Annotated in this window: 18 protein-coding genes, 1 pseudogene and 1 riboswitch; of the genes and pseudogenes, 14 read left to right on the forward strand and 5 right to left on the reverse strand. The window is 44.4% G+C overall.

The features are described 5' to 3' along the window. The first annotated feature begins 213 nt into the window (after positions 1 to 213). Genes thrA through thrC form a run of 3 tightly spaced genes read left to right on the forward strand, consistent with a single transcriptional unit; the run spans position 214 to position 5,178 of the window. Complete coding sequence (gene thrA, locus AB5443_RS14235; RefSeq protein WP_044653142.1) at positions 214 to 2,649, forward strand: bifunctional aspartate kinase/homoserine dehydrogenase I; 2,436 nt, start codon at positions 214 to 216, stop codon at positions 2,647 to 2,649. 6 nt (positions 2,650 to 2,655) lie between these two features. Continuing rightward, entirely contained in the window at positions 2,656 to 3,864 is a 1,209-nt protein-coding gene (locus AB5443_RS14240) for a cofactor-independent phosphoglycerate mutase (protein WP_022139964.1), read from the forward strand. 12 nt (positions 3,865 to 3,876) lie between these two features. Beyond that, positions 3,877 to 5,178 carry a threonine synthase gene (gene thrC, locus AB5443_RS14245; protein ID WP_277134702.1) on the forward strand — a complete coding sequence of 434 codons (1,302 nt, stop codon included), beginning with the start codon at positions 3,877 to 3,879 and terminating at the stop codon, positions 5,176 to 5,178. Between the two features lie 177 nt (positions 5,179 to 5,355). On the opposite strand, the gene AB5443_RS14250 is transcribed toward thrC, so the two are convergent. The 3 genes from AB5443_RS14250 to AB5443_RS14260 are packed head-to-tail and all read right to left on the reverse strand — an operon-like array spanning position 5,356 to position 8,889. Continuing rightward, positions 5,356 to 5,982, reverse strand: coding sequence for a thiamine diphosphokinase (locus AB5443_RS14250; RefSeq protein WP_277134703.1), 627 nt, complete (start codon positions 5,980 to 5,982; stop codon positions 5,356 to 5,358). Continuing rightward, positions 5,979 to 6,593 (reverse strand): nicotinamide riboside transporter PnuC, encoded by a 615-nt coding sequence (gene pnuC, locus AB5443_RS14255; protein ID WP_277134744.1) that lies wholly within the window; start codon positions 6,591 to 6,593, stop codon positions 5,979 to 5,981. Before pnuC ends, AB5443_RS14250 begins: the two co-directional genes overlap by 4 nt. Positions 6,594 to 6,606: 13 nt before the next feature. After that, on the reverse strand, positions 6,607 to 8,889 hold the full coding sequence (locus tag AB5443_RS14260) for a TonB-dependent receptor (protein WP_277134704.1): 2,283 nt from the start codon (positions 8,887 to 8,889) through the stop codon (positions 6,607 to 6,609). Continuing rightward, a riboswitch (TPP riboswitch) is annotated at positions 8,890 to 8,986 on the reverse strand. It abuts the gene before it with no gap. A 130-nt stretch (positions 8,987 to 9,116) separates the two neighbouring features. Between AB5443_RS14260 and AB5443_RS14265 the strand changes: the two genes are divergently transcribed. Continuing rightward, positions 9,117 to 10,022, forward strand: a complete 906-nt coding sequence (locus tag AB5443_RS14265; RefSeq protein ID WP_022139977.1) for a mechanosensitive ion channel family protein — start codon at positions 9,117 to 9,119, stop codon at positions 10,020 to 10,022. 118 nt (positions 10,023 to 10,140) lie between these two features. On the opposite strand, the gene AB5443_RS14270 is transcribed toward AB5443_RS14265, so the two are convergent. Together AB5443_RS14270 and AB5443_RS14275 are read right to left on the reverse strand one after the other, a co-directional pair. Then, positions 10,141 to 10,380, reverse strand: a complete 240-nt coding sequence (locus tag AB5443_RS14270; RefSeq protein WP_022139978.1) for a hypothetical protein — start codon at positions 10,378 to 10,380, stop codon at positions 10,141 to 10,143. 74 nt (positions 10,381 to 10,454) lie between these two features. Then, a complete protein-coding gene (locus AB5443_RS14275) occupies positions 10,455 to 11,741 on the reverse strand; it encodes an O-acetylhomoserine aminocarboxypropyltransferase/cysteine synthase family protein (RefSeq protein WP_277134705.1) in 1,287 nt (428 codons plus the stop codon). 178 nt (positions 11,742 to 11,919) lie between these two features. On the opposite strand from AB5443_RS14275, the gene AB5443_RS14280 reads away from it, so the two are divergent. The 10 genes and pseudogenes from AB5443_RS14280 (at position 11,920) to AB5443_RS14325 (ending at position 24,925) form a co-directional block, all read left to right on the forward strand. Continuing rightward, entirely contained in the window at positions 11,920 to 12,390 is a 471-nt protein-coding gene (locus AB5443_RS14280) for an Lrp/AsnC family transcriptional regulator (protein WP_022139980.1), read from the forward strand. Between the two features lie 129 nt (positions 12,391 to 12,519). After that, the gene (locus AB5443_RS14285; RefSeq protein ID WP_277134706.1) at positions 12,520 to 13,320 is read left to right on the forward strand and encodes an IclR family transcriptional regulator; all 801 of its coding nucleotides are present in this window, start codon (positions 12,520 to 12,522) and stop codon (positions 13,318 to 13,320) included. 29 nt (positions 13,321 to 13,349) lie between these two features. After that, complete coding sequence (locus tag AB5443_RS14290) at positions 13,350 to 15,107, forward strand: YVTN family beta-propeller repeat-containing protein (RefSeq protein ID WP_368113366.1); 1,758 nt, start codon at positions 13,350 to 13,352, stop codon at positions 15,105 to 15,107. Between the two features lie 11 nt (positions 15,108 to 15,118). Next, a complete protein-coding gene (locus AB5443_RS14295) occupies positions 15,119 to 16,213 on the forward strand; it encodes an endoribonuclease L-PSP (protein WP_277134708.1) in 1,095 nt (364 codons plus the stop codon). 30 nt (positions 16,214 to 16,243) lie between these two features. Continuing rightward, positions 16,244 to 16,820, forward strand: a pseudogene (locus AB5443_RS14300) (hypothetical protein); the annotation flags it as partial. Positions 16,821 to 16,865: 45 nt separating this feature from the next. Continuing rightward, positions 16,866 to 20,168 (forward strand): SUMF1/EgtB/PvdO family nonheme iron enzyme, encoded by a 3,303-nt coding sequence (locus tag AB5443_RS14305; RefSeq protein ID WP_277134709.1) that lies wholly within the window; start codon positions 16,866 to 16,868, stop codon positions 20,166 to 20,168. 32 nt (positions 20,169 to 20,200) lie between these two features. Further along, positions 20,201 to 22,618 carry a cytochrome c biogenesis protein CcsA gene (ccsA, locus tag AB5443_RS14310; RefSeq protein ID WP_277134710.1) on the forward strand — a complete coding sequence of 806 codons (2,418 nt, stop codon included), beginning with the start codon at positions 20,201 to 20,203 and terminating at the stop codon, positions 22,616 to 22,618. A 21-nt stretch (positions 22,619 to 22,639) separates the two neighbouring features. Beyond that, the gene (locus AB5443_RS14315; RefSeq protein WP_277134711.1) at positions 22,640 to 23,536 is read left to right on the forward strand and encodes a hypothetical protein; all 897 of its coding nucleotides are present in this window, start codon (positions 22,640 to 22,642) and stop codon (positions 23,534 to 23,536) included. A gap of 217 nt (positions 23,537 to 23,753) precedes the next feature. Further along, positions 23,754 to 24,380 (forward strand): CatB-related O-acetyltransferase, encoded by a 627-nt coding sequence (locus tag AB5443_RS14320; RefSeq protein ID WP_277134712.1) that lies wholly within the window; start codon positions 23,754 to 23,756, stop codon positions 24,378 to 24,380. Positions 24,381 to 24,391: 11 nt separating this feature from the next. Continuing rightward, positions 24,392 to 24,925, forward strand: a complete 534-nt coding sequence (locus AB5443_RS14325; RefSeq protein ID WP_277134713.1) for a GNAT family N-acetyltransferase — start codon at positions 24,392 to 24,394, stop codon at positions 24,923 to 24,925. Positions 24,926 to 25,022 lie beyond the last annotated feature (97 nt).

Genomic DNA, 25,022 nt, shown 5'->3' on the forward strand with positions numbered 1-25,022 from the left:
AACAAGAGTAGAAACAGGACTATGATGAAGTACTATCCACATACAGTCACATCGATGTGTACCATGACCCTTAGGGGTTAATGGATAGTTTTGTGTATCTACGTGATTCACGCCTGTATAAACAGGCAAAATTCAAATTCAATTTTATTCGTAAACAACCAATCGTTCTGTAATAAGCTATACACAGGACATTGCATTTAAATAAGTATCTTCATGAAAGTAATGAAATTCGGCGGAACGTCCGTAGGTTCCGTGAACAGCATTTTAAGCGTAAAGAGAATCGTAGAGTCGGCTAAAGAGCCGGTAATTGTAGTTGTTTCCGCATTGGGGGGCATCACTGACAAATTGATAAACACATCGAAGATGGCGGCAGCGGGAGATTCGGCCTATGAAGGCGAGTTCCGCGAAATCGTTTACCGCCACGTGGAAATGATTAAGGAAGTGATTCCTGCCGGAGAAAAACAAACATCGTTGCAACGTCAGATTGGCGAACTACTGAACGAGTTGAAAGACATTTTCCAGGGAATCTACCTGATTAAAGACCTTTCCCCGAAGACATCGGATACTATCGTCAGCTATGGAGAACGCCTTTCGTCCATTATCGTTGCCGAACTGATCGAAGGGGCACAATGGTTTGATTCACGCACTTTTATCAAGACGGAAAAGAAACATAATAAACATACACTGGATGCGGAATTGACCCATAAGTTAGTGAAAGAGGCTTTCAAATCCGTTCCGAAAGTGGCGTTAGTGCCCGGATTCATCTCTTCTGATAAAATCTCAGGTGATGTGACTAACCTTGGTCGTGGTGGTTCGGACTATACGGCATCCATTATTGCTGCGGCGCTCGATGCCAACAGCCTGGAAATATGGACGGACGTGGACGGCTTCATGACGGCTGACCCGCGTGTCATCTCAACGGCTTATACGATTGCCGAACTGACTTACGTAGAAGCAACCGAACTTTGTAACTTCGGTGCGAAAGTAGTCTATCCGCCGACTATTTATCCGGTATGCCACAAGAATATACCTATTATAATAAAGAATACATTCAATCCGGACGGAGTAGGAACTATCATCAAACAGGAAGTTTCCAATCCGCATTGCAAAGCCATTAAAGGTATTTCTTCCATCAACGATACGAGCCTGATAACTGTTCAGGGACTCGGTATGGTAGGTGTAATCGGTGTCAACTACCGTATCTTCAAGGCACTGGCAAAGAACGGAATCAGTGTATTCCTCGTATCCCAGGCTTCATCAGAAAACAGTACTTCCATCGGTGTACGTAATGCCGATGCCGACCTAGCTTGCGAAGTGCTGAACGAAGAATTTGCCAAAGAAATCGAGATGGGAGAGATTTCTCCGATTCTCGCGGAAAGAAACCTGGCTACGGTGGCTATCGTTGGTGAGAATATGAAACATACGCCGGGTATCGCAGGTAAACTCTTCGGTACGCTGGGACGTAACGGTATCAACGTAATCGCTTGTGCACAGGGTGCTTCGGAAACTAACATCTCTTTTGTAGTCGATTCCAAATCCTTACGCAAGTCACTGAACGTCATCCATGACTCTTTCTTCTTGTCCGAATACCAGGTATTGAACCTCTTTATCTGCGGTATCGGTACGGTAGGTGGCAGCTTGGTAGAGCAGATTCGTTGCCAACAGCAAAAACTGATGATGGAGAACGGGCTGAAACTGCATGTGGTAGGTATCATTGATGCAGCTAAGGCGATGTTCAGCCGTGAAGGTTTTGACCTTGCCAACTTCCGCGAAGAACTGAAAGAGAAAGGTAAGGACAGCAACCTGCAGACTATCCGTGACGAAATAGTCGGAATGAACATCTTCAACTCCGTATTTGTAGACTGTACGGCAAGCCCCGACATCGCATCGCTTTACAAAGATTTGCTGGAGCACAATATTTCCGTAGTAGCTGCCAATAAGATTGCCGCTTCTTCGGCTTACGAGAACTACCGCGACCTGAAAACGATTGCCCGTCAACGTGGCGTGAAGTACCTGTTCGAAACAAACGTAGGTGCGGGACTTCCGATTATCAATACAATCAACGACCTGATTCATAGTGGTGACAAGATATTGAAGATTGAAGCTGTACTCTCGGGTACATTGAACTATATCTTTAATAAAATCAGCGCTGATATTCCTTTCAGCCGCACTATCAAGATGGCGCAGGAAGAGCGTTACTCCGAACCCGACCCGCGTATCGACCTTAGTGGTAAAGACGTAATCCGCAAACTGGTTATCCTGGCACGTGAAGCCGGATACCGCATCGAACAGGAAGACGTAGAAAAGAACCTCTTTGTTCCGAACGATTTCTTCGAAGGTTCTTTGGATGACTTCTGGAAGCGCGTACCGAGCTTGGACGCTGACTTTGAAGCCCGTCGCCAAGTACTCGAAAAAGAAAATAAACACTGGCGTTTTGTTGCCAAACTGGAGAATGGAAAAGCCTCTGTCGGCTTGCAGGAAGTAGGAGCCAACCATCCGTTCTACGGTCTGGAAGGCAGTAACAACATCATCCTGTTGACTACGGAACGTTATAAGGAATATCCGATGATGATTCAGGGATACGGTGCCGGTGCGGGTGTGACTGCTGCCGGAGTTTTTGCCGATATTATGAGCATCGCAAACGTTTAACGCCTTATGAAACATATTATCATATTGGGAGACGGCATGGCCGACTGGCCGGTGAAGTCATTAGGGGACAAGACGCTCCTGCAATATGCAAAGACGCCTTACATGGATAAATTAGCCCGCATGGGACGTGTCGGACGGTTGAATACCGTAGCCGAAGGCTTCCATCCGGGCAGTGAGGTCGCCAATATGTCCGTTTTGGGATATAATCTTCCGAAGGTGTACGAAGGTCGCGGGCCGTTAGAAGCAGCCAGTATCGGCGTAGACCTGCAACCGGGAGAGATGGCGATGCGTTGCAACCTGATTTGTGTGGAAGGGGAGATTCTAAAAAATCACTCTTCGGGACATATCTCTACGGAAGAAGCGGACGTATTGATTCAATACCTGCAAGAGAAACTGGGAAATGACCGCGTGCGTTTCCATACGGGAGTCCAGTACCGCCACCTGTTGGTTATCAAAGGGGGAAACAAAGAACTGGATTGTACCCCGCCGCACGATGTGCCTTTGAAGCCTTTCCGTCCATTGATGGTGAAACCATTAGTGCCGGAAGCCCAGGAGACGGCAGACCTGATTAATGACCTGATTCTGAAATCACAGGAACTGCTGAAAGATCATCCGCTGAACCTGAAACGTATGGCAGAAGGCAAAGACCCTGCAAACAGCATTTGGCCTTGGAGCCCCGGTTACCGTCCGCAGATGCCTACTTTCTCCGAAACATTCCCGCAAGTGAAGAAAGGAGCGGTAATCTCGGCTGTCGACCTGATAAACGGAATCGGTTATTACGCAGGCTTGCGCCGTATCGCAGTAGAAGGAGCTACCGGACTTTACAATACGAATTATGAAAATAAAGTAGCTGCTGCCCTGGAAGCCCTGAAGACGGACGATTTTGTCTATCTGCATATCGAAGCCAGCGATGAGGCGGGACACGAAGGAGACATCGATCTGAAACTCCTGACAATCGAGAATCTCGACAAGCGCGCCGTAGGCCCTATCTATGAAGCAGTGAAAGACTGGGACGAACCGGTAGCAATAGCCGTATTGCCCGACCATCCCACTCCCTGCGAACTTCGCACGCATACTGCCGACCCTATCCCGTTCCTTATCTGGTATCCGGGCATCGAACCGGACGAAGTACAGACGTATGATGAGGTATCGGCTTGTAGCGGTAGTTACGGTCTGCTGAAAGAAGACGAGTTTATAAAAGAGTTCATGAAATAACGCATCCGAATTATGATTTATTATAGTACCAATAAACAAGCACCTGACGCTTCCCTGCAAGAAGCGGTGGTGAAAGGTCTTGCTTCCGACAAAGGGCTGTTTATGCCTATGTCCATCAAGCCGCTTCCACAAGATTTTTACGATACGATTGACAGCTTATCTTTTCAGGAAATAGCTTATCGTGTGGCCGATGCCTTCTTCGGCGAAGACGTTCCGGCAGATATACTGAAACAGATTGTATATGATACGTTGAGTTTCGATGTACCTTTGGTAAAGGTCTCGGAAAATATCTATTCACTCGAACTTTTCCACGGCCCTACATTGGCTTTCAAAGATGTGGGCGGTCGTTTTATGGCACGCCTGCTCGGTTACTTCATCAAGAAAGAAGGGCAGAAAAATGTCAATGTACTGGTTGCTACTTCCGGTGATACGGGAAGTGCGGTGGCTAACGGATTCTTAGGAGTAGAAGGTATCCATGTATATGTACTGTATCCGAAAGGAAAAGTCAGCGAAATACAGGAAAAGCAATTCACCACACTGGGACAAAATATTACCGCCCTCGAAGTAGACGGAACATTCGATGATTGCCAGGCATTAGTGAAATCGGCTTTCATGGATAAGGAACTGAACGAACATCTTTCTCTGACTTCCGCCAATTCTATCAACGTTGCCCGCTTTCTGCCGCAAGCATTCTATTATTTCTATGCTTACGCCCAGTTGAAGCGTGCCGGAAAAGCTGACAATGCAGTAATCTGCGTGCCTAGCGGAAACTTCGGAAATATCACTGCCGGTCTGTTCGGTAAGAAAATGGGATTACCCGTGAAACGTTTCATTGCAGCCAACAACCGTAACGATATATTCTACCAATATCTGCAAACAGGCGAATACAACCCGCGTCCATCTATCGCAACCATCGCTAACGCCATGGACGTAGGCGACCCGAGCAACTTTGCCCGTGTACTTGATTTGTATAAAGGTTCTCATGCCGCTATCTCTGCCGAGATTTCGGGAACTACCTATACCGACGAGCAAATCCGGGAAACTGTGAAAGAGACTTGGAAAGAACATCATTATCTGCTCGACCCTCATGGTGCATGCGGCTATCGCGCATTAGTAGAAGGCTTACAACCGGGCGAAACGGGTGTATTCCTTGAAACAGCCCATCCTGCCAAGTTCTTGGAAACTGTAGAAAGTATCATTGGTGAAGCGGTAGAAATACCTGCCAAATTGCAGGAATTTATGAAAGGCGAGAAGAAGAGCCTTCAAATGTCAAAAGACTTTGCGGACTTCAAGAAGTATCTGCTTTCGCTCTGATTCTACCATTTGATTAAGTCTTCCTGTAAACGCCTTAGGACATACTCCTGAGGCGCTTCAATGAATGGTTTGTGCCACTCCTATGGCACGGTTGTGCCAATGCTGTGTCACTGCCGTGCCATAAGGGTGGCACAGTTGTGCCAAGGCGGTTGCACAAGCTTGGCACAACGATATGACTTATAAAGAAGTGAGGAATATCAAATATTCTCCCGTACAATGAATAGTAAACTCATCGGCTGTTGCTTCATTCAGCGTACCCTGCCACCAATTAGTGAAGTCACTAAGCGGATAAACCAAGCCTTCTCCCTGTAATCCTTTCGCTCCGAAATTGATAATGGAAATCTGCTGTCCGGGCTGAGATTTGAAAGTCTGTGTACCGTTTGCAGGCATAAATACACCATAATCAGTGACAGTCCGCACTTCTATGCCTTCTCTCATATAATCCATGAGCAGGCTGATATTTCCCAATGTATGGTCTTCCCGTTTACCGGTAGCTCCTACGATAGCAATCTTTTGGAATCCTTTCTCTTGCAGAAAGTGAACGGCTTTAGTTTGGTCGTTCGTTTCCTGGTCGGATATCTGATGTATAATAGGGGAGAAAAGTTCTTTATATTCGGGGGAAAGGGAGTCGCCGTCGCCGATAATCACGTCCGGTGTATGTCCACGGGAGATATATTCATTGGCTGCGCCGTCACAACAAGCTACGAATTTAGCTTCTTTCAACAGTTGCAGGGGAAAGGGATGAGTAGGATATTCACCATTTGCCAATATTACGGCTTCGGGAGTGTAGTGTTCGCTTATCATTGTTGTATGCTCATTAATTTTTTCCATTTAAAGTAGCCAAAGATAGCTATAATGGAGTAAAGTCCATATAAAGCAGAGGTAAAATAAAGGTCTTTATAGATATACAGTCCGCAACAAACGATGTCTACGAGAATCCAGGCAAACCATTGCTCGATATATTTGCGTGCCAGCATCCATATACCGACGATACTCAATGCTGTGGTGAAGCTATCCAGCCAGGGCACATTGCTATCTGTATATTCAATCAATATCCAGGCAATGCCGAAAAATGCAACGACAAATACCAGTAAAAGCGGAAGATAGCATTTCCACGGTGTATGTACGATAGGGAGTGCTTTCGGTTTATCACTCCCTGTATGGTCAACGATAGACTGATTTCGCTTTCCTTTCCGTTGTCCCCACATCCAAAAGAACCAACCGTAAATAGCTGCTATCAGATAGTAGATATTGATACCGAAATCTGCATATAATCCTGCTTTGTAATAGACGAAGATATAGATGGCGGGCATGATAATCCCCGCTATCCAAAGATAGATACTTGCCCGGTATTCCAACCACAGGTAGACTAAACCGACAATTGTACCGAATATTTCAAGGAAATTCATTTCCATCATTCAAATCTGTTTAGAAACGGAACGTGATATGTGCCAGTATATTGGTACCTGCCATCGGATAGAAACGCGGGTCGTGCTTTATCACATACGGCTTTGTCTTGTCTCCGTTTTCGTAAAGGGCAACGCTTTGTGAGTATCCGTTCGTTTCATATTTCGTGTTGAATAGGTTATAAACGGTAGCTCCTATTGTAATTCCCTTTGTGTAGCGGGTTTGGAAAGAATACGATGCGCTAAGATGATTAACAAAATAGGCGTCGAGTGAATTCTCCTTTGTACCGAAGTTGTCGAGATACTGGCGGCTGACATACTGTGACTGGAAAGAAATTTCCAACCCGTTGCTGCCGAGAGTAATCAAACTGTTTCCAATAAAAGAAGGGGAGAAAGCGATAGGACTATTGCCACCTTCAATCGCTGTTTGTGTCCATAAATCATCGGTTACTCCATTCACCAAACTTTGGTCATACACATAACCCACATAGTTCTTGATACGGTTTTTGCTCCATGTTCCGTTGATATCCCAACGCAGCCAGTCATTGAACTTAGCGCCCAATGCCAGTTCGATTCCCATGCGGTAGCTGTTTTTTACGTTTTCTGCCATGGCTTCACCTATATCATTGGTCTTTCCGTTCAATACTAATTGGTCGGTATAATCCATATAATACAAGTTGACACCTGCCGTAAACCATTCGTTGCGATAGGTGTATCCTAGTTCATAGTCCAGTAATTTTTCCGCTGTGGGATGTTCTTCAAACATACCATCCGTGTAGTTGTTGCGGGTAGGCTCTTTCTGTGCTACCGAAAAGGATGCATAGGCGCTATGATTCGGATTGATTTGCCAGAAAAGTCCGGCTTTGGGATTGAAGAAGCTGAAATTCTCTCTCACGTCTAATCGCTGTAGGTGCGGGGGAGTGGCAGTGAAATCCCATTTGTCGTTATCTCCGTCAATCGTGTAGTGAATATAGCGATATTGAAGGTCGGCGTAAGCACTTAATTCGCCGGTCAACTGATAATTAGCTTTCAAATAGACATTACCGTCTGTTTTTCCACCGTTGTTGCGATAATATTCATGGTCAGGGGCAAGCTGTTCGGTGTAGTTTTTCACCCACAGTACTTTTCCATAATGGTCGTTGCTGTATCGGTTCAAAGCACCGCCGAAAGAAGCGTTTAGTTTCTCGTTCTGATAATTCAATGAGAAGATACCGCCACCGAAGTCACTATCCACTAACTTTTGACGGACAAGATTTGTTTTCTCCTGCGGCTCGCTATTGCCTGGTAGATAGAAAGGCTTCAATCCGTATTCTTCCAGGCTGCGTCCGTTCTTATACTCCTGATAATAACCGAAACCATTGGTATAATGAAAAGCGATATTCAAATTCCATGCCGGAGAGAAAATATGATTGAACAGGAGTTGATAATGAGTTTGACGGTAATTATCCATTTGGTCGTCATAGAAACCGATGGGATTTCCTTTTCCTTTGTTATCGTCGAGAATCACTCCATTCGGATTGTATGTCCGGTCATTTTCCAACTGTTCTTTACTGATACCATCCCAAGCATGATAAGTTTTTTCCTTTCCGCCGAAGGTGATAAACTTAATCGTCGTGTTTTCACCGAAATATCCGCCTTGTACAAAATATGATTTCAAATCAGATGATGCACGGTCACGATAGCCGTCACTCTGAATATTTGAAAGGCGTGCATCGAACGCCCAGTATTTATTAATCAGTCCTGTTCCTACCTTTACCGTTTCCTTATGCGTATTGAATGAACCGTAAGAACCGGAAACTTCCGCGTAAGGTTTGGAAGAAATACTCTGTGTACGCATATTGATACTGGCACCGAATGCTCCCGAACCATTGGTGGACGTTCCGGCACCACGCTGAATCTGCATATCTTCCAGAGAAGAAGCGAAGTCGGGAGTATTCACCCAAAAGATGGCGTGGCTTTCGGAATCGTTCATCGGAATACCGTTGGCGGTGACATTGATGCGGGTAGCATCTGTACCACGTACACGGATGGCGGTATATCCTACGCCTGTTCCTGCATCCGAAGTAGTCAGTACGGATGGAGTGGTAGATAAAAGGAACGGAATATCCTGTCCGAAGTTCTGTTTACTAATCTGTTCTTTTTTAACGTTGGTAAATGCCACCGGAGTTTTTGCCGTGGCACGGGTGGATACTACCTGCACCTCTTGCAGGTTTACAACTTTCATACTGTCCTTTGCACTCGTCTGCGCATGGACAGTAACGCCTGCGCCCAATAAGGCGACGGCCATCAATCCAATTTTTTTCATCTTGCTTATTAATTAGTTCTCTACGCCGGCATTACCCGGTTCAGATTCTATGGGTATGTTCTCAGCCCGTCATGTTAAGGCACCCCTACCAGTGAATCGGTTGCAAAAATACGGCTTTTGCAGGAGTAAAACAAAAAAAACTTTTAGATTTGCTAAAAACAATATAACTTTGTAATTTGTTGAAATAGAGAAACAACGATTTATTCATTTTAATACATTTCTAAATTATGCTACTATTACTTCAGGCAACACAGGCGGCGGATTCCGTGCAAGTGGCCGCAGATAAATTGATGGAACAAGCCATAGCCAATGCTGAAGGCTTGGACAAACTTTCGTTAATAACCCAACAATTAGTCGACTTCGGTATCCGTGCCGGAGAACGTATCTTGATAGCGGTAATCGTCTTTATCGTAGGACGTTTCCTTATTTCAATGCTTAACAAATTTATCAGACGTCTTCTGGACAGGCGGAAAGTCGATATAAGTATTAAGACCTTTGTCAAAAGTCTTGTAAATATAACATTGACTATTCTGTTAATCATTTCAGTAGTCGGTGCGCTGGGTGTCGAAACTACTTCCTTCGCGGCTCTGTTGGCATCTGCCGGTGTGGCTGTCGGTATGGCGCTGTCCGGTAACTTGCAGAATTTTGCCGGTGGACTGATCGTGCTGCTGTTCAAACCTTACAAAGTTGGTGACTGGATTGAAAGCCAGGGCGTTTCGGGGACAGTGAAGGAAATTCAGATCTTCCATACTATCCTGGCTACGGGAGACAATAAGGTGATTTATATTCCAAATGGCGCAATGAGCAGCGGAGTAGTGACCAACTATAACACGCAGACTACCCGTCGTGTGGAATGGATTGTCGGTATCGACTACGGGGAAGATTATAATAAGGTGCAGCAAATTGTCCGTGACATACTGGCTGCCGATTCACGTATCCTGAACGATCCCGCTCCGTTTATCGCCCTTCATGCGTTGGATGCCAGCAGTGTGAATGTCATAGCCCGTGTATGGGTGAACAGTGGCGACTATTGGGGAGTATATTTTGATATTAACAAGGCTATCTACGAAACCTTTAATGAAAAAGGAATCAATTTCCCGTTCCCGCAGCTTACCGTACATCAAGGGAACTGATTATTGTAAAATATATAATAAAATAGTCTATAATAAAAAGGAGAGAGCTTCATTGAAAATGGGGCTCTTTCCTTATTTATTATAGAAAACTTGTCTGGTGTGATGAATGAAATTTCTCTTATTTGATGCCGAAGTCTTCGACCAGTTCGTATCTATCCTCTTTGATTCCCAGTACGTGGTTAATTTTCCTTCTCTTCTCAAGGTCTTTAAAGTAGTCTTCTACAACCTGATAGAGGTCGAAATTGGTAGTAGAACCTGCGGCTAAATCGAGTGACTCCACCATCTTTTCCACGGCCTGATGGATTTTCTCTGCGTCTATCAGATGCAGTTCGTTGCTGTGTATTAAATATTTTTCCATAACTGCAATGTTTTAATGTTATATTGTTATAACGTTCCACAGTGACGGAAAGTTCATACATAAACCGCTGTGTCTTAGATTTTGGCAAGTGCCTGTTCCAGGTCGGCAATCAAATCATCAATATGCTCCGTTCCGATGGACAGGCGGACTGTGCCCGGATAGATTTCCTGTTCGACAAGTTCCTGTGCGTTAAGTTGTGAGTGGGTAGTGCTTGCAGGATGAATTACGAGCGATTTTACATCGGCAACATTGGCAAGCAGTGAGAATATCTCTAGACTGTCGATAAAACGATGTGCCTCTTCCTGTCCGCCTTTTACTTCGAAAGTAAAGATGGAGCTTGCGCCATTCGGGAAATAACGCTGATACAAGGCATGGTCGGGGTGACTGGGCAATGACGGATGATTCACTTTCTTCACCTTCGGATGATTGTTTAAGAAATTCACAACTTTCAATGCGTTTTCCACATGGCGTTCTACACGTAATGAAAGAGTTTCAAGTCCTTGCAACAGGATGAAAGCGTTGAACGGACTGATAGTTGCTCCGGTATCACGCAACAGAATAGCACGGATACGGATAGCGTAAGCGGCTGTACCGGCAGCGTCTACAAAACGTACTCCATGATAGGAAGGGTCTGGTTCGGTAAGTTGTGGAAACTTGCCGGAAGCTACCCAGTCGAACTTGCCGGAATCAACAATCACTCCACCCAGTGACGACCCGTGCCCACCAATGAATTTAGTTGCTGAATGTACCACGATATCTGCTCCATGTTCAATGGGACGGATTAAATAAGGAGTACCGAATGTATTGTCGATAATCAAAGGAATCTTGTGACGGTGGGCAATTTCGGCTACGGCTTCTATATCTATGATATTGGAATTCGGATTACCCAGTGTCTCAATAAATACCGCTTTTGTATTCTCCTGAATCGCTTTCTCGAAGTTGGATAAATCGCTTGGGTCAACGAAAGTAGTTGTGATACCATAACTGGGCAGCGTATGTGCCAGCAGATTATAACTTCCGCCATAGATGGTTTTGGCTGCTACGATATGGTCGCCTGCACGGGTGATATTCTCGAAAGCATAAGTGATGGCGGCAGCACCCGAAGCAACTGCCAGTCCGGCTACTCCACCTTCAAGGGCGGCTACGCGTTGTTCAAAAACTCCCTGTGTAGAGTTAGTCAGACGACCGTAGATATTTCCAGGGTCTTGCAGGCCGAAACGTGCGGCAGCGTGAGCTGAATTGTGGAATACATAAGAAGTAGTCTGATAGATAGGTACTGCACGGGCATCTGTTGCCGGGTCTGCCTGTTCTTGTCCTACATGTACTTGTAAAGTCTCGAAGTGTAAATTCTTTGTTGCCATAATCGTATGTTTTTTGAGGTTTAATATTCTTTCTTTATTTTCTTGCAAAGTTAGAGTGTGTGGAGTTATCGAACAATATATGATGAAAATATAGAAAATAATGCTATTTTTGTGCTTCTATATAGAATGGATGATTTGCTTCATTCTTTAAATTCACCTTTTAGAAGAATATTATTCTATGAGTACATTAGAGAAACTGGATAAAGTGGATTTGCAAATACTCCGTACTTTGCAAGAGAATGCCCGCCTGACTACCAAAGAGCTGGCTGCGCGGGTGAGTTTGTCATCAACCCCTGTATTCGAACGGCTCAAACGGCTTGAGAGTGGCGGTTATATAAAGAAGTATATCGCCGTACTCGATGCGGAAAAACTGAATCAGGGATTTGTGGTGTTTTGTAGTGTGAAGCTCAGACGGCTGAATCGGGATATTGCTGCTGAATTTACCCGAATCATACAGGATATTCCTGAAGTGACCGAATGCTATAACATATCGGGCAGCTATGATTACCTGCTGAAAATTCATGCTCCTAATATGAAATATTATCAGGAGTTTATTCTGAATGTGTTAGGCACGATTGATAGTTTGGGGTCGTTGGAAAGTACCTTTGTGATGGCCGAAGTGAAGCATCAATATGGGATACATATTTAGTCTCTTAAATATGTTATGCAGCATACTTAACTTCTTTTTGCACATCTGTAGTTCCATTTAAGAGCAACATCCCTATTTTTAATCAAAAGCTGGAATGATATTTCAAATGTGGAAAACATGTTGCCAAATATGGAAAATACAGAGCAAAGTCTGGAAAAAGCAGACGATAATTATAAAGTGCCTAATTTGGAAAAAGGCATTGCAGTGATTGAATATCTTTCTTCACGGTCGGAAGGGGAGACATTGCAGGAAATCAAGCAGGCGCTTGATATATCGCAGACTACCGCCTACCGCATCCTGAATACATTGGTACGTCTGGATTATCTTTCTTTTAGTGAAGATACCAAGCGTTATAAGTTAACCCGGAAATTACTGACATTGGGTTTCCGTGCGCTGAATGAACACAATCTGTTGGAAACAGTCCTGCCGCATCTGCGTGATTTGAGGGACAGGGCGAAAGAGACAGCCTGTTTCGGTGTATTGGGAGACGAAAAAGGCATTTTTATCGAACAGGCACGGGGACATCATGCGTTCTGCTTTGTATTGTCGCCGGGCAAACCTTTTGAGTTGCACTGCTCCGCACCGGGAAAAGCCATTATGGCTTATTTGCCTGTAACCGTCCGCAACCGTTATCTTTCCTATATGACTTTCCCCCGTTATAATTCCCGTACGATTACTTCACGGGAAGCTTACTTAGAAGAACTGGAAAAAGTTTATCAGCAGGGATATGCTTTGGATAACGAAGAGGAATTGAGCGGAGTGATTTGCGTGGGTGCACCTGTCCTGAATTATACGGGATACCCCTGTGGCTCTATTTGGATTTCAGGCCCCAAAGACCGTCTGACGGAAGAACAGTTGCGAAGCACCGTGCAGACTGTCAAGGAGATAGCCGGGCAGATTTCTGCCGAACTGGGATACAGGAGAATTTAAAAGATAACGTCCTAAAAACACAAGATACTATGATAAGGAGCTTTTTACTAATTTGCTTGCTCGGCTGCGGCATATCCCTCGCAACGGCCGGAAATCCGCCTTACTTTACCACGGGCACTGCCGTCAATGGAAAAGGAGAACTATTGATGACTCAAAAGGGAACGAAACGGCTGGATGTTTTTGCCGCTGACGGGAAAACTCTGCTCCGTTCCTATCCGTTCAAAGAAACTCCTACAGGACTTTTGCTTGATGGGGATATGGCATATGTGACCACTTTCGAGAAAACCGGACGGTTGGAAGTGCTGTCATTGAAGTCGGGACAAGTGGAAGCGGTGATTCCTACCGGTTCGGGAGCTTGCTATCCTGTATTTGATGCGGACAAGAAACATATATATGTATGTAGCCAATTTGCCAATACCATAAGTGAGATCGATATTGCGTCACGTAAAGTGGTGCGAAGCGTGAAAGTCTTGCGTGAACCCCTGTCTGCCATATTCAGTAAAGACGGACGATATATGTTTGTTGCAAATTTCTTGCCTGCGCAGCGGGCAGACCTGAATGTAGTGGCAGCCTGTGTCTCGGTTATTGATATGAAGAGCTTTACCAAAGTAAAGGACATCCAACTGGCAAATGGCAGTAACGCTTTGAAGAATATATGCATTACCCCCGATGGCAAGTATATTTATGTATCTCATAATTTAGGCCGTTTTATGGTGCCTACTTCGCAATTACAGCAGGGCTGGATGAATACAAGTGCCTTTAGTATTATCAATGTAGAAAAGCAGGAATTTGAAGGAGCTGTATTGGTGGACGAGCCCGACCGCGGGGCTGCCGGTATATGGGGAATTGCCTGCGATGAGAAATATATCTACGCAACCCATAGCGGAACACACGAAGTCAGTGTCATCGACCATTCCCGGATGCTGAATAAATTTAGGAGTTATGAGGATAAAAGTCGTTTGGACTACGACTTGACCTTTCTCTATGGACTACGCAAAAGGATTCCTTTGCAGGGCAACGGGCCGCGCAATCTCCTGATTTCAGGTAATAAACTGATTATTCCCACCTACTTTGCCGATATATTGAATATAGTAGATGTGAATACGCTGTCGGTAACTGCCGTTAACATGAATATGGGACGTACCGAGACAAAAGAGCAGAAAGGGGAGAAATACTTTAATGATGCCGGACATTGCTATCAAGGATGGCAAAGCTGTAACGGATGTCACCCCGGAGATGGTCGTACGGACGGTATGAACTGGGACTTGATGAATGACGGGGTAGGTAATCCCAAGAATTGTAAGAGCATGCTTTATAGTCATGTGACACCACCCAATATGATTTCGGGTATTCGTGCCAAAGCCGAAATTGCTGTGCGGGCAGGTTTCCGCTATATCCAGTTCTATGAACCCGAAGAAGAAATGGCCGAATGTGTAGATGCTTATATGAAGTCTTTGCGTCCGGTTCCCAGTCCGTATCTGATAAACGGAGAGTTGTCGGAGAAAGCCAAGGCGGGAAGGAAAGTCTTTGATAAGTTGAAGTGTGGCGAATGTCATAGCGGGCCTTTCTATACAGATATGAAAATGCACCGCATTGGTGAGGATATAGAATTTGAGAAAGGATGGGATACACCTACATTAGTGGAATGTTGGCGTACTGCCCCTTATTTGTTTGACGGGCGCGCTGCTACCATGCAGGAAGTATTTGAAGTCCACAAACATGGAGTTGACAAGAAGGTTTCAAAGAAAGAGATAGAAGAGTTGACCGAATATGTAAATTCCCTGTAAGAAGAAGGCTTATGAATTATTGCGATAAAATACATTACTCCCTGTACGTTGCTTCTGCAAATGATTTTTCGTCCATGATAGACGATTTATTGTTGCAGTTGCCCGAAAAAGAGAGTGTGCTACGCCTGATTTTATTCGGTACGCCTGCTTTGGAAGAAGAATATGTCGCCTGGCGTCAGATTTTCAAGATGAAGGTACGTCGTTTCTTCGGAGATTGCGAGCCTGCACTTAGCTATGTCTCACAACCGGTATTGGATGCATCTCTAGTATTGGAAGTGCATAGTTACCGTCCCGATACGGACGAACGGATTTCATACCGCTGCTATGAGGACATTCCTTATGTATTGGTGGAAAATGAATCGGGACGTTTCCTTTTTGCGGGCAGATTTCAAGGGGATGAATCCTGTACGGACAGGGAACAACAGTCGGTAGCGGCTTTCCGGCAATTGAAGGGTGTATTGGATAAGGAATCGTTTCCTGTCAACAGCATTATTCGCCAATGGAATTATATAGAACAGATAACCGGATATGACGGAGCGGGTCAGCACTACCAGTCATTTAACAATGTGCGTACAGCATTCTATGCGGAAAGCGACTGGTCGAAAGGCTATCCTGCCGCTACGGGAATCGGCATGGATCTGGGCGGTATTTTGATTGATGTGGATGCGGCGGTGTTTCATACGTCTGATGCTTTCGCCACTCCTATTGACAATAAATTACAGGTTGCCGCCCATGCCTATTCCGGACAAGTGCTCGAAGAAGCCCGACAGAAAAAGACTACTCCGAAATTTGAACGTGCCAAGAGCATGACTTTTCATGACCGGCGTTTGGTTTATATTTCAGGAACAGCCGCTATCCGCGGAGAAGAAAGCCTGAAAGGGGTCGGCTTGGAACGTCAGTTACAGATTACGATGGAGAATATCGCCCAATTAATAGATGATGCTCGTTTGGTGATGTTGCGTGTCTACCTGAAGAACAAGTCGGATTATGAGGTTGCAAGGCGGGAACTTGAGAGCTATGGACTGAATATTCCCGTTTCCTACCTGCAAGCCGGCGTATGCAGGGAAGAGTTATTAATTGAAATAGAAGGAATAGCGATAGAATAAATACGATACTAATATAAATAATAACAGATAAAAACGATGACTAATTTGAAAAAGTACACTAATGCCGATTTCTATAAGAACGGCGTGTTCCAGCAAGAGACTGCAATTGAAGCAATGAAGGCAATGTTTGTTCACTATAACATTCCCTTTACCGGATTTTATGGCTGAAAATATGTGGGTGACGGACTTTGGCTTAGGAGATTTCGAGAATGTGGGTATGGGCGGTATCTTTTGGATTAACGACCCGACATACGGCTATTTCGCCCATGCCATTTATTTACTTCCGGGACAGATGATTCCTGAACATGCTCATGTGAAAACGGACTTCCCGGCCAAACATGAATCATGGATGGTAGAGAAAGGATGGGTTTACAACTTCTCGGAGATAGGAGAGACTACTCCGGACATTCCGGCAATTCCTTCCACGCATGGCCCTATTAAAAGCAAGAATTGTGTAAAACAGGAAGTAGGGGATATCTTACGCTTGAAAGAAATGGAAACCTTTCACTTTATGATGGCAGGGCCGGAAGGGGCTGTTGTCTGTGAATGGGCCAACTACCATGATAATGCCGGACTGCGTTTCACTCATCCGACTGCTGCGTTATAAACTGAATATTTCGAATTAGCATAGATTCGACTGAAACAAACCACCATGAAAAACAAGTATCACACATTAGTGTTGTTTTTAGTATTTCCTTTACTGGCTTCTGTAGCTGCGGCTCAACAGAAGAATACCGGAATAAATATTTCTGCAAAAGAAAAACAAGCGCAACGTATACATAGGTTGCAGAACGAGCTGAAATGGCTGAATATGGAAGCCATTCGATTGGCATATGAAGATATGAAGCGTCTTGAAGGATTCGACGTTGTAAAATATCAGCCTGTTTTGACGGAACTGGAACAGCAAGTGAAGCAAGGATTCGGTGATATCCATAGTGGTGATGAGGCTGTTTTGGCAAATGCGGAAAAGGCGATTGCCAATAAGCGTGCTATCCTACTGGCTAATCCGTTACTGGATGGAGACAAAGTCCTGACCGTCCGTTATAAATTAGGAAATAGGGATCGCCGGGCGATGGCTCCCGACCTTGGTACGCAGTCGAATAACTGGAGCAACCAGGAGTCAGCCCGCCGGGAAGGTTTTGATGCGGATATCGTAGAATTAAGTAATTTGCGTAAAGACGTACAGATTCGTACGGTTTATAAACCGGCCAATACTTCCTCTATCGCCGATTTGAAACTGCATTGGGACGGGGAACGTGCGATGTTTACCCAAACTATGCCTGATAATCGCTGGAATATATTTGAAGTGAAACTGGATGGTGGTGATTGTAAGAAACTGATTGATAACCCTGAACCGGATTTGGAGTTTTACGACGGTACTTATCTGCCGGATGGACGTATCATTGCCAATTCGAATATCGGTTATCAGGGAGTTCCTTGTGTCAATGGTAGTGATCCGGTAGGGAATATGGTGCTCTATACACCACAGAATAAAAATCTGCGCCGTCTGACATTCGACCAGGATGCCAACTGGAATCCGGTGATAATGAATAATGGGCGTGTGATGTATACCCGCTGGGAATATACAGACCTCACCCACTACTACACCCGTATCGTAATGAATATGAATCCTGACGGTACGGAACAAAAAGCATTGTACGGCAGTGGCTCGATGTTTCCCAACAGTACTTTTGACGTGCAACCCTTACCCGGTTATGGTTCCGCTTTTGTCGGCATCATTTCAGGACATCACGGAGTGGCACGTTCCGGTCGTCTGATTCTGTTCGATCCGGCTAAGGCGCGTAAAGGAGCAGCCGGTATGTTGCAGGAGATTCCTTACCGTAACCGGCCTATCATTGAAGAAGTAAAAGACAGGTTGGTAGATGGTGTATGGCCACAGTTTATCAAGCCTTCTCCTCTCAACGATACCTACTTTCTGGTCGCTGCGAAACTGGATAAGAATGATTTGTGGGGAATTTATCTGGTGGATAAGTTCGATAACGTAACTTGCTTGCATAAGATGGACGGTGAAGGATATATCAGTCCGATAGCCGTGCGCAAAACTGTGACTCCACCTGCCATCCCCGACCGGGTGAAATTGGACGATAAGCAGGCAACCGTCTTTATACAGGACATTTATGAAGGCGAAGGGTTGAAGGGCATTCCGCGCGGAACAGTGAAGTCACTTCGTTTGCACGCTTATGAATATGCTTATGTACAGACACAATCCGACCATAACTGGCATGGTATCCAGTCGGGATGGGATATCAAGCGTATGCTGGGAACTGTGCCGGTAGAAGAAGACGGTTCGGTTATCTTTAAAATCCCTGCCAATACGCCTGTCTCCATCCAGCCTTTGGATAAGGACGGAGTAGCCGTGCAGTGGATGCGCAGTTGGCTGACCGGGCAACCGGGAGAGATTGTCTCCTGCGTAGGATGCCATGAAAACCAAAATCAGATTGTCATACCGAAACGTGTGATTGCTTCGCAAAAAGCACCGCATGCTTTGACTCCCCCTGAAGGCGGTACCCGCTCGTTTACTTTTGACTTGGAAGTACAGCCGATTTTAGACCGTGCCTGCATCGCCTGTCATAACGGTGAAGGAAAAGCATTCGACCTGCGTGGTGGCAAGAAGGATAAGAAAGGATATGGAACATCTTACCTCAATCTTCATCCGTATGTACACCGTCAGGGTGGTGAAGGGGATATGGTAGTGCTTTATCCTTATGAATATCATCCGAATACCAGTGAACTGGTTCGTCTTTTGAAGAAAGGACATTATAATGTGAAACTGACGGACGCGGAATGGCGGAAAATTTATAACTGGATTGATTATAATGCTCCCGACAAAGGATATTTCAATGCCAATGTGCTGACGTCGTTCCCTTATCAGGGATACGACCAGATAGAACGTCGTAAACAACTGACCGATAAATATGCCGGTGGAGCCGGTGTGGACTGGAAAAAGGAAATTGCCGATTATGCCGGTCAACTCAAGAATAAGGGTGAAATACAACCGGTAATGCCGGAGAAAACCGCCCCTGTGAAAGAGAAGGTACAGAAGGTGAAAGGATGGCCGTTTACTGCGGATAAAGTAAAGGAACTGTTAGCCGGTGAAAAAGAAACTGCCAAGGTGTTGGAAATAGCACCGGGCATTCAAATGACATTTGTACGTATTCCGGCGGGTGAGTTTGTTATGGGTAGTTACGAAGGTGAACCGGATGCTTATCCTACCACTAAAGTGAAGATAGATAAAGCATTTTGGATGGGGGAACTGGAAGTGACCAACCAACAGTATAACACTGTATTTCCGCAACATGACAGTCGCTATGTAGACCAACAATGGAAAGACCATGTAGTGCCGGGCTATCCTGCCAATAAGCCGGAACAGCCTGTTATCCGGGTAAGTTATAATGACGCAATGGAATATTGCAGGATATTGAGTCAAAAGACAGGATTGAACATCACTCTTCCAACCGAAGCGCAATGGGAATGGGCTTGCCGTGGCGGTAGCGACCAGGACTTTTGGTTTGGTAATCTAAACGCAGATTTCGGTAAGAAAGATAATTTGGCCGATGTGACAACCAACAAGTTTGCCGTGATTGGAGTCGACCCGCAACCAATGTCGCCTGAATCATCTTGGTATAAATATTATACCTTCCTTCCAAAGGCTGACAATGTGGATGATGGCAGCTTGGTACAGGTAGGTGGAAAGAAATATGAAGCCAACCCGTTCGGATTATACTGCATGCATGGCAATGTTGCCGAATGGACACGTTCGGATTATGTACCTTATCCGTATAAAGAGAATTCGAAAAAGGTTTCCGAATATAAAGTAGTTCGTGGCGGTTCGTATATTGAACGTCCGAAACATTCTACCGCCTACTCGCGTAAGGGATTCTATCCTTATCAATGCGTATTCAATGTCGGTTTCCGTGTCATTATTGAAGATTAAGTGAGTATATTGAAGATAAAGTGAGTATTTAAATGGGAAAAACAAATCTGAAAAGACTGATTTCATCCTCAACAACTACGATTGTATTGTTGCTTGTTTATGGTATTGGCTTGGCAGCCGCCACTTTTATTGAAAAGTATCAAGGAAGTGAGGTAGCCAGGTCGATGGTGTACTGTTCTCCTTTGTTTTTCCTTCTTCAATTTCTACTGGTGCTCAATTGGTTGGCTGTCGCCATCCGGCAACATTCGCTGAAAATGAGAAAATGGGGAATGTTGGTTACTCATGGCGCTTTCATTATCATTCTGCTCGGAGCATTGGTTTCCCACCTTTACGGTGAGGAAGGTATTCTGCATTTGCGTGAGGGAGAGACGAGCAACCGTTTTTCCGTTCGTCATGCCGGTGGAGTGACTTACCATACGCTTCCTTTTAGTGTAGAACTGATGAATTTTACGCTGACCCGCTATCCCGGTTCGTCCAGTCCGTCCGCCTATGAAAGCGAGTTGCTGGTACATATGGACGAAGAAGTCATTTCCGGGCGGGTTTATATGAATAACGTGTTGGATGTGAAAGGCTATCGCTTTTTTCAAGCTTCTTATGACCAGGATGAACAGGGCACAGTGCTCTCCGTCAACCGTGATGTGGCAGGACGAACTATCACTTATACCGGATACGCTGTTCTGTTGCTCGGACTGGTTTTATGCTTTGTGGACAAGCGTTCGCGGTTTATGCAGCTCGGTCGCAGGCTGAAGGAATTACGTTGTTCAGTTCTCCTGATATTGTCAGTACTTGCTTCTTTGTCGGTTCAGGCTAACGATACTTCAACGCAAGCGACAGAAACTGTTTTGAAGAACGTCGTAAATGCCGGACATGCCGCCCGTTTCGGTGCATTGCCCCTTCAATCAGGAAAAGGACGTGTACTTCCCGTCAACACTTTCTCATCCGAAGTCCTGCGGAAATTACATAAATCGGATACATTCGGTTCTTTAAATTCCGACCAGTTTCTGATTAGTGTCTTGGTAATGCCGGAACTTTGGACGCAAGTACCTTTTATTGCCGTTCCCGGAAAAGAATTGAGCTATTTCTATCATCTTCCCTCTCCTCAATGCGCCTATATGGATGTATTTGATGCCGATGGGAATTATAAATTGCAGGAGAAACTCGAAGAAGCCTATAGCAGGATGGCTGCCTCGCGGACTCGTTTCGATAAAGAACTGATAAAGTTTGATGAACAAATCAATATCTTTCATCAGTTACTCAACTGGCAGTTATTAAATCTCTTTCCGAAAGAAGACGACCCGCAACATACATGGTATGCTCCCGGCGATGACTTGTCTGCGTTTTCAGGAAAAGATTCGATGTTTGTCTCCCGTATCCTGACCTGGTATGTCGAGGAAGTGCAAACTTCTTTTCAGAGTGGTGACTGGACAAAACCGGATGAAATAGCAGGTATGATTTCTACTTATCAACAGACAAAGAATAAGATAGAGGGTGTTACTCCCGAAAAGATGGAAGCAGAAATAAAATATAACCGTTTGGACGTATTCAGCCAGTGTAAGAAAGGATATCTGATTTTTGGGGGCTTATTGCTGGTATCAGCTTTTGCTTCTTTATTTAAGCGTATCCGTTGGATACGTTTGTCAGGTCGGGGGCTTTGTGTCGCTATTCTGGCTGTTTTCTTTTTCCATATGTACGGAGTGGGGATGCGGTGGTATATTGCAGGATATGCCCCGTGGAGCAATTCATATGAAACAATGGTGTATGTATCCTGGGCTACGGTTTTCGCAGGATTACTGTTTGTCCGCCGTAGTCTGTTGACCTTTGCCTTGGCTACACTATTCGGTGGGACTATCTTATTTGTTTCGGGACTGAACTGGATGGATCCGCAAATCAATCCGCTCGTTCCTGTTCTGAAATCACCATGGCTCATGTTTCATGTAGCCGTTATTGTGGGTGCATACGGATTCTTCGGTATCAGTTGCCTGCTTGGATTAGTCAATTTGGTGATGATGAGTCTTAAAAAGCCGGTATTGATACAACGGATAAAAGAATTGAGCATTATAAACGAAATGTCTCTCCTGATTGGACTTGCCTTGATGACGATAGGAACATTCCTTGGAGCTATCTGGGCAAATGAATCATGGGGACGTTACTGGGGATGGGATCCGAAAGAGACTTGGGCACTGATTACAATGGTCGTTTACGCTATTGTCACTCATCTTCATTTGATGCCGTTCAGAAACAAGTTGTGGCTGTTCAATCTGTCTTCAGTGATTGCGTTCTATAGTGTGCTGATGACTTTCTTCGGAGTGAATTATTTCTTGAGCGGTATGCATTCTTATGGTCAAAACGACCATGTAGGCGGCATATTTATCTATCTTTTTGCATCGGTGTTCCTGGTGGCATTGCTTGGAATTCTATCTTTCATGGGAAAACAAAAACAGAATAATTAATCGGACGTAATGATGTATATGATGAAGAATACTATAAAGAATCTTGTATTGCTATTTGTTCTATTTTGCCTGTCACCGATTGTTCAGAGCAAGTCACCCCAACATTTGTTGTTGGGTGGCTCCGGTTGGAACAAGATTGCCATTATAAATAAAGAAACCAAAGAAATAGTATGGGAGTATCCTTTGGAAAAAGGTTGGGAATGTAACTCGGTGGCAGCAACAAAAACAGGAGAAATCCTCTTTTCCTACTCCAAAGGAGCAAAAATGATAACCCGTGACGGACACGAACTTTGGAACATTGCCGCTCCTGCGGGTTGTGAAATGCAGACTGCACGTATATTGCCTAACGGTAATGCGTTAATAGCCTGGTGCGGTCATCCGTCTACTATTTTAGAAGTGAATCCAAAAGGGGAAATTCTTTCGAAAACCGAGTTTGAAACAGGTATCGAACGTCCTCATTCGCAGTTCCGTCAAATAAATAAGAATAAAAAGGGAAATTATCTCGTTCCTTTATTTGCTACTTCTGAAGTGCGCGAAATTGCATCTGACGGTAAATTGCTGAATACAGTCAAACTCTCCGGTACTCCTTTCTCCACTGCTTTTCTTAAGAATGGCGACTATTTGGTAGCTTGCGGGGATGCTCACTGTTTCGTGCAACTGGATGCTACCTCGAACAAGATTATCCGTCAGGTAAATGCCAATGATATAGACGGAGTACAACTATTTTTTGTAGCTCAACTCTTCCCCTTGAAAAAAGGCGGACTTTATATTTGTAACTGGCAAGGGCATGACCGTGAAGCCGGTAAGGGTAAACATCCCCAATTGGTAGAGATTGATTCAAACGGTAAAGTGGTATGGCAACTGAATGATAAAGTTAAATTCGGTATGATTTCTTCTGTTTGTCCAATCAGAAGATAGTATCAGGCAATTTATTTTGTACATTTGTCAGGTAATATAAATCCTATTCTTCTGATGCAATGAAATGGCAACTCTGTAAATAGCTTCGCCCATATGGATTGTGAACAATGGAAAAGTCTGTTGTTCCAACTATTTGTGACTTCACGTAAGTCGCAAGTTATTTCATTATTCTATTTTGGAAACCCTATTAAAACCCTATTAAAGAAGCTATTACACAATGAATACGAAAATATATCCCCGTACCAATGATTTTCAGACTATTTATCTGAATACGGTAATCAAGAATCCTGCCATTACAGTAGGTGATTATACAATATATAACGATTTCGTAAACGACCCGGTTCTTTTTGAGAAGAACAACGTTTTATATCATTATCCCATCAACAAAGACCGGTTGATAATAGGAAAATTCTGTTCCATTGCCTGCGGAGCCAAATTCCTTTTCAACAGTGCGAACCATACATTAAAATCTTTGTCCAATTATACATTTCCCATCTTTTTCGAAGAATGGAATTTGGATAAAAAAGAAGTTGCTTCCGCTTGGGACAATAAAGGTGATATCGTGATTGGCAATGACGTTTGGATAGGCTATGAAGCTGTTGTCATGGCAGGAGTACATATCGGGAATGGAGCAATAGTCGCATCACGGGCTGTGGTAACGAAAGATGTTCCCCCTTATACGATAGTAGGCGACACGCCTGCCAGAGAAATCCGAAAGCGTTTTGATATGGATACGATTGCCAGATTGCAGGAACTGCAATGGTGGGATTGGAGCATTGGCAAGATAACCGAATGTCTCCCTTTCATCATGAACGGAAAGATTGAAGAACTAATGAAGAAATAAACAATATGTATATGAAATTTGTAATAGAACCCGGAACCTCTTCCGATATAAATGAACTGGAGAACCTCTATGATGAACTGAATGATTACCTGGCAGCTACCACTAACTATCCCGGTTGGATAAAAGGTATCTATCCGATTCGGGAAGATGCCGTTGCCGGTGTGAATGAAAACAGTCTTTTTGTAGCACGATGTGATGGTAGAATTGCCGGTTCAGTCATTCTGAATCATCAACCTGAAGAGGCTTATGCGAATATCAAATGGAAAATAGACATAGATTACAGCCACATTCTTGTAGTACGTACTTTTGTTGTGCATCCTTCCTTTTTACAAATGGGAGTTGGACGTGCACTAATGGATTATTCATTAGAATTGGCCCAAAGATTAGGAATGAGTTCCGTTCGCCTGGATGTCTACGAGAAGAATCTTCCTGCCATTTCCCTATACGAGAAATGTGGATTCGAATTTATTGATACAGTAGATTTAGGATTAGGGAAATATGGACTTGACTGGTTCAAACTATATGAGAAAATAATATCTATATGATATGTATCAGTTACCATATTGATTAATCCAACCTTTTAAACCATCAAACCTCTTTTTCTTGTAACTTTGCAGCCGATTACAGAAAAAGGAGATTCGA

It is taken from the genome of Bacteroides sp. RTP21281st1_H5_RTP21281_210402 (assembly GCF_040918965.1).
Taxonomy (GTDB): Bacteria; Bacteroidota; Bacteroidia; order Bacteroidales; family Bacteroidaceae; genus Bacteroides; species Bacteroides congonensis.

What these genes read in the sequence shown, in the direction of transcription:
- thrA (WP_044653142.1), top strand. Translation starts at nt 214, where the DNA reads ATGAAAGTAATGAAATTCGGCGGAACGTCCGTAGGTTCCGTGAACAGC.
- AB5443_RS14240 (WP_022139964.1), top strand. Translation starts at nt 2,656, where the DNA reads ATGAAACATATTATCATATTGGGAGACGGCATGGCCGACTGGCCGGTG.
- thrC (WP_277134702.1), top strand. Translation starts at nt 3,877, where the DNA reads ATGATTTATTATAGTACCAATAAACAAGCACCTGACGCTTCCCTGCAA.
- AB5443_RS14250 (WP_277134703.1), bottom strand. Translation starts at nt 5,982, where the DNA reads ATGATAAGCGAACACTACACTCCCGAAGCCGTAATATTGGCAAATGGT.
- pnuC (WP_277134744.1), bottom strand. Translation starts at nt 6,593, where the DNA reads ATGGAAATGAATTTCCTTGAAATATTCGGTACAATTGTCGGTTTAGTC.
- AB5443_RS14260 (WP_277134704.1), bottom strand. Translation starts at nt 8,889, where the DNA reads ATGAAAAAAATTGGATTGATGGCCGTCGCCTTATTGGGCGCAGGCGTT.
- AB5443_RS14265 (WP_022139977.1), top strand. Translation starts at nt 9,117, where the DNA reads ATGCTACTATTACTTCAGGCAACACAGGCGGCGGATTCCGTGCAAGTG.
- AB5443_RS14270 (WP_022139978.1), bottom strand. Translation starts at nt 10,380, where the DNA reads ATGGAAAAATATTTAATACACAGCAACGAACTGCATCTGATAGACGCA.
- AB5443_RS14275 (WP_277134705.1), bottom strand. Translation starts at nt 11,741, where the DNA reads ATGGCAACAAAGAATTTACACTTCGAGACTTTACAAGTACATGTAGGA.
- AB5443_RS14280 (WP_022139980.1), top strand. Translation starts at nt 11,920, where the DNA reads ATGAGTACATTAGAGAAACTGGATAAAGTGGATTTGCAAATACTCCGT.
- AB5443_RS14285 (WP_277134706.1), top strand. Translation starts at nt 12,520, where the DNA reads ATGGAAAATACAGAGCAAAGTCTGGAAAAAGCAGACGATAATTATAAA.
- AB5443_RS14290 (WP_368113366.1), top strand. Translation starts at nt 13,350, where the DNA reads ATGATAAGGAGCTTTTTACTAATTTGCTTGCTCGGCTGCGGCATATCC.
- AB5443_RS14295 (WP_277134708.1), top strand. Translation starts at nt 15,119, where the DNA reads ATGAATTATTGCGATAAAATACATTACTCCCTGTACGTTGCTTCTGCA.
- AB5443_RS14305 (WP_277134709.1), top strand. Translation starts at nt 16,866, where the DNA reads ATGAAAAACAAGTATCACACATTAGTGTTGTTTTTAGTATTTCCTTTA.
- ccsA (WP_277134710.1), top strand. Translation starts at nt 20,201, where the DNA reads ATGGGAAAAACAAATCTGAAAAGACTGATTTCATCCTCAACAACTACG.
- AB5443_RS14315 (WP_277134711.1), top strand. Translation starts at nt 22,640, where the DNA reads ATGAAGAATACTATAAAGAATCTTGTATTGCTATTTGTTCTATTTTGC.
- AB5443_RS14320 (WP_277134712.1), top strand. Translation starts at nt 23,754, where the DNA reads ATGAATACGAAAATATATCCCCGTACCAATGATTTTCAGACTATTTAT.
- AB5443_RS14325 (WP_277134713.1), top strand. Translation starts at nt 24,392, where the DNA reads ATGAAATTTGTAATAGAACCCGGAACCTCTTCCGATATAAATGAACTG.